This window comes from Dietzia sp. HMSC21D01 (assembly GCF_001815995.1).
GTDB classification, from domain to species: domain Bacteria; phylum Actinomycetota; class Actinomycetes; order Mycobacteriales; family Mycobacteriaceae; genus Dietzia; species Dietzia cinnamea.
On the sequence record NZ_KV824180.1, the window covers coordinates 1 to 10,017 of the forward strand.

General features: G+C 72.8%; 12 protein-coding genes. 4 read left to right on the plus strand and 8 right to left on the minus strand.

All coding sequences use genetic code 11. The features are described 5' to 3' along the window. Together HMPREF3086_RS17570 and HMPREF3086_RS17575 are read left to right on the plus strand one after the other, a co-directional pair. The coding region (locus HMPREF3086_RS17570; protein ID WP_246831043.1) for an ABC transporter permease at positions 1–2,621 on the plus strand (2,621 nt) is incomplete at its 5' end. Positions 2,622–2,691: 70 nt separating this feature from the next. After that, the gene (locus HMPREF3086_RS17575; protein WP_244881711.1) at positions 2,692–3,585 is read left to right on the plus strand and encodes a hypothetical protein; all 894 of its coding nucleotides are present in this window, start codon (positions 2,692–2,694) and stop codon (positions 3,583–3,585) included. A 54-nt stretch (positions 3,586–3,639) separates the two neighbouring features. On the opposite strand, the gene HMPREF3086_RS17580 is transcribed toward HMPREF3086_RS17575, so the two are convergent. Beyond that, the gene (locus HMPREF3086_RS17580) at positions 3,640–3,990 is read right to left on the minus strand and encodes a DUF4229 domain-containing protein (RefSeq protein ID WP_174521553.1); all 351 of its coding nucleotides are present in this window, start codon (positions 3,988–3,990) and stop codon (positions 3,640–3,642) included. A gap of 39 nt (positions 3,991–4,029) precedes the next feature. Between HMPREF3086_RS17580 and HMPREF3086_RS19185 the strand changes: the two genes are divergently transcribed. Next, positions 4,030–4,191 (plus strand): hypothetical protein, encoded by a 162-nt coding sequence (locus HMPREF3086_RS19185; RefSeq protein WP_165001057.1) that lies wholly within the window; start codon positions 4,030–4,032, stop codon positions 4,189–4,191. A 62-nt stretch (positions 4,192–4,253) separates the two neighbouring features. On the opposite strand, the gene HMPREF3086_RS17585 is transcribed toward HMPREF3086_RS19185, so the two are convergent. From HMPREF3086_RS17585 to HMPREF3086_RS17610, 6 genes are all read right to left on the minus strand, one after another. Further along, positions 4,254–4,778, minus strand: a complete 525-nt coding sequence (locus tag HMPREF3086_RS17585; RefSeq protein ID WP_061229361.1) for an arsenate reductase/protein-tyrosine-phosphatase family protein — start codon at positions 4,776–4,778, stop codon at positions 4,254–4,256. Between the two features lie 301 nt (positions 4,779–5,079). Beyond that, positions 5,080–5,856: an enoyl-CoA hydratase gene (locus HMPREF3086_RS17590; RefSeq protein WP_061229360.1), complete on the minus strand. Its 777-nt coding sequence runs from the start codon at positions 5,854–5,856 to the stop codon at positions 5,080–5,082. Between the two features lie 154 nt (positions 5,857–6,010). Further along, positions 6,011–6,145, minus strand: a complete 135-nt coding sequence (locus HMPREF3086_RS19795; RefSeq protein WP_256386798.1) for a hypothetical protein — start codon at positions 6,143–6,145, stop codon at positions 6,011–6,013. Positions 6,146–6,273: 128 nt separating this feature from the next. Next, on the minus strand, positions 6,274–6,933 hold the full coding sequence (rfbC, locus tag HMPREF3086_RS17600; RefSeq protein ID WP_061229358.1) for a dTDP-4-dehydrorhamnose 3,5-epimerase: 660 nt from the start codon (positions 6,931–6,933) through the stop codon (positions 6,274–6,276). 102 nt (positions 6,934–7,035) lie between these two features. Then, the gene (locus HMPREF3086_RS17605; protein WP_061229357.1) at positions 7,036–7,587 is read right to left on the minus strand and encodes an LpqN/LpqT family lipoprotein; all 552 of its coding nucleotides are present in this window, start codon (positions 7,585–7,587) and stop codon (positions 7,036–7,038) included. A 12-nt stretch (positions 7,588–7,599) separates the two neighbouring features. Further along, positions 7,600–8,406 carry an SDR family oxidoreductase gene (locus HMPREF3086_RS17610; RefSeq protein WP_198150812.1) on the minus strand — a complete coding sequence of 269 codons (807 nt, stop codon included), beginning with the start codon at positions 8,404–8,406 and terminating at the stop codon, positions 7,600–7,602. Between the two features lie 194 nt (positions 8,407–8,600). Here HMPREF3086_RS17610 and HMPREF3086_RS17615 point away from each other — a divergent pair, with 194 nt between their 5' ends. Beyond that, entirely contained in the window at positions 8,601–9,467 is an 867-nt protein-coding gene (locus HMPREF3086_RS17615; RefSeq protein ID WP_244881710.1) for an oxygenase MpaB family protein, read from the plus strand. A gap of 7 nt (positions 9,468–9,474) precedes the next feature. Here HMPREF3086_RS17615 and HMPREF3086_RS17620 read toward each other — a convergent pair. Next, a partial coding sequence (locus HMPREF3086_RS17620) for a YdcF family protein (RefSeq protein WP_070723238.1) occupies positions 9,475–10,017 on the minus strand: 543 nt, incomplete at its 5' end.

Here is a 10,017-nt window from a genome sequence, read left to right on the forward strand (position 1 = left end):
CCGGCCACCGCGTGAGCGCCCGCCTGGTCCTCGGTCAGCTGCGCGCCCACGCGGGCCGCTACCTGGGGACGCTGCTGGCGATCGCGGTGGCCGTGGCGTTCGTCCTCGCCTCCGTGGGCGTCCTGCGGACGATGGCGGCGAGCGCCGACGCCACCTTCGGCATGCGCTATGAGAACACCGCGGTGCTCGTGCAGAACCTCGGCGACCGGACCTCCGCCGGCAGCGAGGCCGCGCGGGAGGAGGCGGCCGAATCACAGCGGCTCGGCCTTGAGGCCATCGCCGCCACGCCGGGCGTGCGTGCGGTGACCGTGGACGCGCAGACCTACGTGCGGGCCCGGGTGGAGGGTCGCGCCCAACAGATGACGACGACGACGACGCTCGCCACCGACGACGGCCTGCGCTGGCAGCCACTGGCGGGCGGGCGGCTTCCCGCCTCTCCGGGCGAGGTGGCGATCCGCGCGGATGCGGGTCTGCCGGTGGGCGCCACATTCGAGGTGCAGCCGACCGGCGGCGGCGACCCCGCCCCTGTCACGGTGGTGGGCCTGTTCGACCTGGCCGGCCAGCCGGACATGAAGTCGGCGTTCCCGCTGTACGCGACTGACGAGCAGGTGCAGCAGTGGGCGCCGAACGGCGCCGGCGGGGACGTGCGCGTGGCCTCCGACGGGACCGTGCCCGACGCCGCGCTGGCCGCGGAGATCGAGCAGCGGCTGGCCGAGGTGCCCGGGACGTCCGCGGTGGAGGTGTCCACAGGCGCCGCCGAGGCCGCCGCACTCGCCGAGTCGTTCGTGGGCGGTCGCGACGTCTACACGCGCGCCCTGCTGGCGTTCACCGTGCTGGCGGTGGCGGTGGCCGCGCTGGTGATCGGGACGACCTTCGCGGTGGTGTTCGCCGCCCGCGTGCGCGAGACGGCGCTACTGCGGTGCCTGGGCGCATCCCGGTCGCAGCTACGGGTCTCGGGCATCGCCGAGGCGCTGGCGGTGGGCGCGCTGGCCACCGCGGCCGGGCTGGCGCTGGGCCGGTTCGCGGTTTCCCTGGCGTCCCGGGAGGCACCGCGGCTCGGGGTGACCATCCCGCTGCAGGAGGTGACCGTGCCCGGCCGCGCATACCTGCTCGCCGCCGCGGTGGGCATGGGCGTCACGGCGCTCACCGCGCTGCCGTCGTTGTGGCGGGCCACCTCCGGCAGTCCGCTCGGGGCGATGCGCCCGGTGGACGTGCTTCCCGACCCGTGGTGGCGGCGACTCGCGATGGTCGTGGTGGGCGCGGCGGCGGCGGCGTTCGGCTGGCATTCCATGTCGGCCGCGGTGGCGGCGCGGGACGTGGTCTCCGCCGGCGCGTGGGGGGTTCTGGCGTTCCTCGGCGTACTCGCGGTGGCCGCCGCGGCGCTGCCCACCCTCCTCGGCGCGCTCGGGTCGGTGGTGGGCGTCGTGCTCGGCCCTGTGGGGCTGCTCGGCGCGCGCAACACCGCCCGCAGCCCGCGGCGCACCGCCGCCACCTCGTCCGCCGTCCTGGTGGGCGTGACGCTCACCGCGACGATGGTCACCGGCATCGCACTGCTCGGGCCCGCGATCCAGGCCCGCCTCGTCGACCGGGTCCCCCTGGACGTGGCCGTCACCGCGCCCGATGGTCTCCTGCCCGCCGGACTGCCCGAGTCCCTGCCCGAGACCCGGGGGGTGGCCGAGTCGCTCGTCGTGACGGACATGTACGCGGAGGACCCCCAGGGCAAGCGCACGGTGCTGCGGGTGGCCGACCCGGAACGGATCCGCGAGGTCATGCGCCGCGACGTGGACCTGCCGGGGCCGGGCGAGATCATGCTGCCCGAGTCCTCCCCCGTGGCCGCGGACGCCAGCGACGGCGACACCGTCCGGTTCACGTTCTTCTCCGACGACGACGGCCGCGACCTCGTGGTGCGCCGGACGAGCGACCAGTGGGCCCTCGCCTCTCCGGACAGCGTGCCGGCCTGGCCTGTGGCGCGACTCCCCGACGGTTCGCCCTGGCCTGAGAGTGTGGAGGTGCCCAGCCAGTTCGTGCCCCGCACCGAGCTGTGGCTGCGGATGGACGACGCCCTGGAGGGCGAGCAGCTCGACGCCGCCCTGCAGGACGTGCGCTCGACCGTCGTGGACGCCGCTCCCGACCTGGCCGTCACCGAGAGCTTCGCCTCCCGCGAGCAGATCGCCACGTCCGTCCGGACCGTGCTCACGTCGAGTTCGCTGCTGCTGGCGGTGGCGGTGGCCCTGGCGCTGGTCGGCGTGGCCAACACGCTCACGCTGGCCGTCCGCGAGCGGACGCGGGAGATCTCGCTTCTGCGCGGCGTGGGCGTGACCCGTACCGGCGTCTGGCTCATGCTGGTCCTGGAGACGCTGCTGGTCGCGGTGTGCGCGGCCGCCCTGGGCGTCGTGCTGGGCGCGGCCTTCGGCTCCGGGGGCGCCGAGGCCCTGACCGGTGCCGGTGGCGGGGTCGGCGGTGTCTTCGGCGGACTGACCGGCGTCACCGGAGTGGGCGGTAACGAGAACCTGCCCGTGTCCGATCTGGTGATGGTGGGGGTCGGCGGAGTGCTCGCCGCACTCCTCGCGGCCGGTGTCGCAGCCCTGGGCGCTGTCCGTACCAGGGTCACGACGAGCTGATCACCTGCGAAATCGACCCCGCCGCACTCATCCGGTGGCCATCCTTTGACAGAACTGAGACACTATCGTTATGCGAAATCGGGTGCTCCTCTCCGCCGGCGCAATCGCGCTGGTTGCGGCGTCGTGCGCGCAGCCGGAACCGCAGGTGCTTTCGGAGGGGCCACGCTCCGCGCCCGCGATCGAACTGACGTCGCCCACCGCGACGACGGACCGCGAAGAGCAGTCGGGGAAGTTCATCGCCCGGTGTGCGACCGATGCCGACGGGGGCACCCCGGGAATGACCATCTTCACCGACGGGTCCCAGGACGTCACCGATCACTGCCTGAGCCGCTACTACATCGGGGTCCAGCCGGCGCCCGGGGCGTTGTACGTCCCCGATGAGGAGGCCGGCACCTACGCTCCCCCGAGCGAGACCTCGACTGCTCAGCCGACCGGTGAGCAATGGACACCCGCCCAGCCGCGCACCGACATCGATCCGCTCGAGACCGAGCGAATCGATGACCGTGACACTCGCGATGACGAGACGACCGCCGATCGGCCGGACGCGCCCGGCACCGACGATCCGGACAGCGGCACCCCCGGCACGGACGAGCCCGGCAGCACCACGCCCGGGACCTCACCCGATGTGACGACTCCGACGTCACCGCCGCCCACCACCGGTCCCGGCGGGACCGAACCGGGCGGCACGGAGCCGGGCCAGAGCGAGCCCGGGCTGCCCGACCCGAGCGTTCCCGGCGGGGCGGAGCCCTCGACGACGCACTCGTCCGATCCGACCTCCGTTCCGACGGAGGCGGATACGAGTCGACTCCAGCCGCCGGCTCCGCACACGTCCGTCCCGCCGACCCGGGAGTCCGGATCGCTGGGGTCCGCGGGATCGGACGCCTCCGGCGAGCCGCGGAGCTCCGTGCGCATCCCGGACTTCCGCTGGCCGGGGTCGTTCTGGCCGGGCGGCCCGCGCAGCTGACACGCCCGCCCGGCACCGCGCTCCCCGCCGTGCCTGCCCCCTTCCGGGGTGGGCTCAGGCCTCGTTCATGCGCCGCCGCAGGTCCTCGCGTTTTTCGCGACGCCCGGCGTCGACCTCCGCGATGCCGGAGTTGATCTGCGCGCGCAATCGGCTGAACAGCACCATCGACAGCGGCAGCGCGATCACCACGGCGATGATCGCCGCGACCAGGACCGGGATCTGCACGCCGGCGAGGCTGCCGAGCCCGATGATCACCAGCGTCAGCGCCAACACCAGTAGCAGGCGGACGATCGTGTAGAAGACCATGTTCCGGGCCAGGCGGGCACCGGGCGAGCTGCCCTCCGGGTTGGTGGCCGGCATGGTCGACCCGTCCGTGGGGTGTGTTGATTCGTCTCGCTCGCTCATGCTCCCCAGGATACGTATCGTGGTGGAAAGGAGGTTCGAGTGATCTGGCTCTTCGCACTCATCGGGGTGGTGACGGTGGCGATTCTGCTGTGGCGGGCCTTCGGGCCGGGCTCACGGCCGGCTCCCCCGCGCGTCATCGCTCCCGACGACGATCCGGAATTCCTGCGGGACCTGGACCGTCGTAAACCGCTGGACCCCTGACGCCATACGGGCCGGGCGGGTCGCCGGCTCACCGGTCGCGCAGACCGCGTGGGGTGCCTCGATCAGCTGCGTGCCAGCAGGCGGACGATGGAGTCCACCGCGTCGCTGATCTGTGCGCCCGTGCGGTCGAACACCTCGGACTCCCGCCCGATCGGGTCCTCCACGTCGAGCGCTGGATCGTCGGTGTTGATGTTCAGCCGCGCGCGCGACAGGCCCGCCAGCGTGACGGACTCGTCCGAGTCGGCCAGCCGCGCGGCCTCGAGGAGCGTGTAGGTCTTCTTCCACAGCAGGGGCGCGAGTTCCTGGACGGCGTCGCGGTGCGCGCGGGTCGCGGTGAGGACGAGGTCCTTCCCGGTCAGCAGCTTGGCGGTGAGCAAGCGCGACGCGAACCCGTCGCCCTCACCGCCGTAGCCCTGCAGCACCCGCAGGGTCTCGCGGTGGATCTCCGCTCCGTTGGCGGCGCGGGTTCCGGCGGAGTCGACCGTCACGTCGAGTCCGGCCGCGGCGGCGCGTGCGGCCAGCAGTCGCTCGGCCAGCGGAGAGCGACACATGTTCCCTGTACACACCGTCATCACGGAAAGCGCCATGCGTCGATCCTAGTCGGCGGAGAGTTCGCCTCTTCTCCCCCTGCATCCGCTCCCGCTCGACCATGCCCGACCCAGCGGTCCGCCGCAGCCGCGCGCGACCATGGCGTCTCGCTCCGCCCGGCGCGCAGGCGAGACGCCATGGACAGGAGCGTCGATGCCCGTGGCGTACATCCCCAGGCGCGAGACGCCACCGGCAGGAGCGGCTACCCGCTGGTGCCGGGTGGAGCGATCATGCGAGTCGCAGCCCGGTGGCAGGGCTCTCGCGCGACACTACGGCTCACTCACTGCGCGACGATACGACTCACTCACCGCGCCACTGAGGCGTGCGCTTCTCGAGGAAGGCGCTCATCCCCTCCTGCGCGTCGCACGTGACGGCGTTGGTGGCCATGGTCTCGGCCATCTCGCGGTAGGCCTCGTCCTGCGGCAGGTCGATCTGCCGGTAGAAGGCCTGCTTGCCGATCTCCAGAGTCAGCGGGCTCGCATCGGCGATCTGCGTGGCGAGCTCGTCCACACGGGCGCGCAGCCGGTCGGCGGGGACCGACTCGTTGATCAGCCCCCATTCGACGGCGGTGGTCGCGTCGATCGTCTCGCCGGTCAGCAGCATCTGCATGGCGCGCTTGCGGCCGATGTTCCGGGAGACCGCCACCATGGGCGTCGAGCAGAACAGGCCGATCTTCACGCCGGGGGTGCCGAAGCGGGCGGTGTCGACGGCGACTGCCAGGTCGCAGGTCGCGACGAGCTGGCAGCCGGCCGCCACCGCGTGCCCCTGGACCTCGGCGATCACGGGCTGACGGATGGCCTGGATGCTCTCCATGAGGTCGACGCAGACCGAGAAGATCTCACGTTCCTGCTCGAGGGTGCGCTCGACCATCTCGCTGATCTCGTGCCCGGCCGAGAGCGCCGGCCCGGAGCCTGTGAGCACGACGACCCGGCAGTCGGGGTCGTCACCGAGTGCGCGGATCGCCGCGGTGGCCTCCCGCATCATCTGCAGGGACAGCGGGTTACGGCGCTCGGGCCGGTCGAGCGTGACGCGGGCGGTCGGACCGGTGTTCTCGACGAGGACGAACGGGGTGCTCACTGGGGGCCTCCGTGAGGGGTGAGGGGTCCCCCTTTTTCTACCGTCTGATCGGCGCGCGCGGGCCGGGACCGGGCGAGGACGCCCCCGCAGGGCTCGGTCGGCCCCGCCGGAGCAGCTCACGCCACACCGGCCCGGCCCGAACGGCCCACGCCGATCAGTTTGCGGCCGCGCGGTGCTGTCCGTCGCACCACTGTTCGGCGGGCACGGCCGCCTTGACCTGGTCGACGTGTTCGCCGCAGCCCTCCCAGGTGGTCTTGCCGCAGACGGGACAGGCGACGGGGTAACACATGGGGATCTCCTTGATCGTCGGATGGATATCGGCCGACCGCGCCGTCAGCGCACGGTCCGACAATGCACGGTCCAACAGTGCACGAGTCGTCGGTGCGCGGGTCGGCGGGGCAGATCGCCGAGAGTAGGTCAGGCCTCGGCGGGACGCCACTGTGCGTCCACAAGGGGGGTGGCTTCCCGCAGCCGCTCGACGTGCGAGCGGCAGGCGTCCCACTGCGGGAGTCGCCCGGCGGCCGCCACGTCGAGCAGGCTCGGCGCGTCGCGGTCGCGGTCGCTCATGACGTGCTCGATCGCGGTGCCGTCGAGCGCCATCTGCGGCCAGTCGATCGCGATCTTCGGGTCGAAGGCGTCGATGACGTGCTCGGCGCCGGGCCGCCAACCCTCCGAGCAGAAGTACATCACGGTGGACTGCGGCTCCAGGGCCAGGAATCCGTGGGCGACGCCCTCGGGGATGTAGACGGCCCGCTGCTCGACGGAGTCGAGCAGGACGCCGGCCCACTCGCCGAAGGTCGGTGATCCCACGCGGACGTCCACGACCACGTCGAAGACGGTGCCGGACGGGCACAGCACGTACTTCGCCTGCCCGGGTGGCACCTCGGCATAGTGCAGGCCGCGCAGGACGCCTTCGCCGGAGACGGACACGTTGACCTGCGCGAGGTCGAACCGGTGCCCGGTCATCTCGCGGAAGGCGGGGTCGGTGAACGCCTCGTGGAAGACCCCGCGGTCGTCGGAGATCTGGCGCGGCGTGATCTCCCACGCCCCCGTCACACTGAGCTCGCGCAACTGCACGTCCGTCCCGCCTTCCCCTCGTCGATCGTGACCCGTCCCCGCGCCGCGCCCACCAGCGCGGGCACTGCCCGGCGCGGTCGCCCACCCGTGGCGCCGACCACCCTATCCGCGCATTGCGTCGACGATCTGCCCGGCCGTCCACTCGCCGATGAGGAGGCAGCTCATCGCGTCGTCGTGGACGGAGACGTCCTCGCGCCACCCGGTGATGACGAACTGGAAGACGTACGTGGCCTCGTCGTCGCTCCATCCCACGATCAGGCTCGAGGTGGCCATCTCACCGGGCTCGGCGGTGTAGGTACCGCGCAGGTAGCGGTAGATGCTGGTGACGGCCCCGGCGGACTCGTCGCCCTCGCCGGCGACCTCCTCGAGCAGCGTCCAGTCGGCGAGTGCGTCGGCGGTGGCGACGATCATCTCGACCGCCTGCTCGGTGTCCATCGCCGGGGCGACGCGGGCGCAGGTCGCGACGGCGTTGGGCGAGAAACCGTCGCGGTGGGCGCCCGGGTCGACGTAGATCACCGCGGACGGTTCGGGCGACTCGATGCGCTGCCACGGCGGGCTGTCCACCCACGTGAGCGGCTGGCCGGCGACGGCCATGGGCGGGCTCGCCTCGAGGGCGCGACCGGTGGAGGCACAGTACTCCTGGATCGAGGTCACCTGCGGGCCGCCTCAGCCTTGCAGCCCGGCGCCGACGATGTGGGCGCCGCCGTCCACGACGAGGGTCTGGCCGGTGATCCAGTGCGCGTCGTCGGAGAGCAGGAACGCGACGGGGCCCGCGATGTCGTCGGGCACGCCGAGTCGCCCGGTGGGCAGGGCGGCACCCATCGCCTCCTCGCGACCCTCGTACAGCGCCTCGGCGAACCGGGTCTTGACCACGCCCGGTGCGACGGCGTTCACGCGCACCGACGGGCCGACCTCCACGGCGAGCTCCTGGGTGAGGCGCATGACGAGTGCCTTGGTCGCGCCGTACCAGCCGATCCCGGGCGACGGGGCGAGGCCGGCGATGGAGGCGATGTTGACCACCGCGCCGCCGCGCTCGCCGAGTCCCGAGTGGTAGACCTTCTGCGTCCAGGACAGGGTGCCGAGCGCGTTGACCTCGGTGATCTTGCGGGCCGCGGCGAGGTCGATATCGACGGTGCGGCCGTAGACCGGGTTGATCCCGGTGTTGTTGACCAGCAGATCGATCGGCCCGAACTCCTGCTCGGCACGGGCCAGGACCTCGCGCTGGTGCTCCTCGTCGTCGCTCTTCCCCGCCACGCCGAGCACCCGGTCGGGCGCACCGAGCTCGGCGACGGCGGCGTCGAGCCCCTCCTGGCCACGGGCGGTGATGACCACGGACGCCCCCTCGGCGAGGAGTCGCCGGGCGATGCCCAGACCGATCCCCCGGCTGGCGCCGGTGACGAGGGCGGTGCGTCCGGCGAAGCGGTCGGGCACGACGGGGCCGGTGCGGGGGGCGGGAAGGGGGGTGGCGGTCACGGCCGTCTCCTCGGGGTCGGAAAGCGTGTGGCGTGCGCGGCCCAGCCTAGATGTAAGCGATGTGTCGGTCGTTCATGGGATTCCTCAGCGGTCCCTCCGTCTTTTCTTCTCTGCCGCGCAGCCGGGCGATAGAGTCTGCGACAGGTCCTATCCGGCCGCCCCCACAGGCGGCGTCACTACCCCGGGGTGTGTGCATGTCACCACTAGTTCCACGCGGTACGGCGGACTCGCCGGTGTGCTCGATCCTCGACATCCCCGGCCCCCGCTGGTTCCAGTCGAGCGACCCCATCTGGCGGGTCCACGGCGACGCGTCCACGCCGATCGGCATCACGACCGGCCTGCTCATGCTGTCCGCCGATCCCGCGTACGCCTCGGTCATGGTGGCGTGCGGTGCGGACGAGAACCCGTGGACGATGGACGACTACCTGCACGACCTGGTGGAGATCTCGACGTTCGGCACCGTCGACGACGCGATGGTGACGATCGAGCACGCGCACCGCGACCGCAGCTCGTTCAACGGCACCACGGAGCACGGGGACTACTACTACGGTTCCGACCCGGCGTTGGTGGAGTGGGCGCAGGCCGCCCTGGCGTGGGCACTGCTCGCGGCGTTCCAGCGGTTCTCGGGTCGGCCGCTCACCCCGGCCGAGTCGGACCGGTACGTGTGCCAGTGGGCGGGCCTGGCCCGGCTGCAGGGCGCGCGGGCCTTCCCCACCACCGTGCGCGAGCTCGAGCAGCTGCTGCGGGGCGCCCGTGGCCGCGCTCGCGACACTGTCGCCGGGCGTCGCGCCGCCCGTCGGCTGCGGGAGACCGCCCGGGCGTGCCGGGGCGTGTCGGAGAACTCGGTGACCGCGCACCGGTCGTGCACGACGGTGGTCGACGCGGCCGCGAGCCTCGTGCCGTCGGACGTACGTCGGGCGTTGGATCTGCCGCACCGGCCGATGGACCGCAGCGCCGTATTCGGTCGGATCGCCCGCGCGCACGAGGGGCTGACGTCGCCGCGGCTCACCACCCGCGCCCCGATCGCGGCACCGTCGGCGATGCGGGCCCAGACCGCCTGACCCCGCGTCACCAGTGGCCGTTGACGCGGCCCTTGATCCACCCGGCGACCTCCCACACCAGGTGCACGGGCAGCATCGCGCGGTCGACCCGGTCGATGGGCGTCATCCGCACGTCCAGGTCGGTGGCGTTGCGCATCCATGTCCCGGCGCGCAGTGTGTGAGGGCGATTGGTGACGACGAGGACGCGCTCCCACCCGCGGGCCCGCGCGATCGCGTCCACCGTCAGCGCCTCGCCCCAGGTGGTCCGCGGTTCGGGCGAGAAGCACACCACCTCGGCGTCGGCGGGGCGGGCGATGCCCGTGCACAGCCGGCGGGCGACGGTCTCGGAGTTGCCGCCAGGGTTGCTCACCAGCAGGGTGTCGGCGTAGCCGGCCTCGACGAGGTCGCGGGCGTACAGGTGTCGGCCGTCGTCGGCGCCGGCGAGCATGACGACCGCGTCGGCGCGCACCGGCTCGTCGCCGTGGGGCTGGAGGAGGAACGCGCCCCAGGCGGTGAGGGCGAGCGCGGCGACGACCACGGCCGCGCCGACGCCGACCGCGACCCGGCGGAG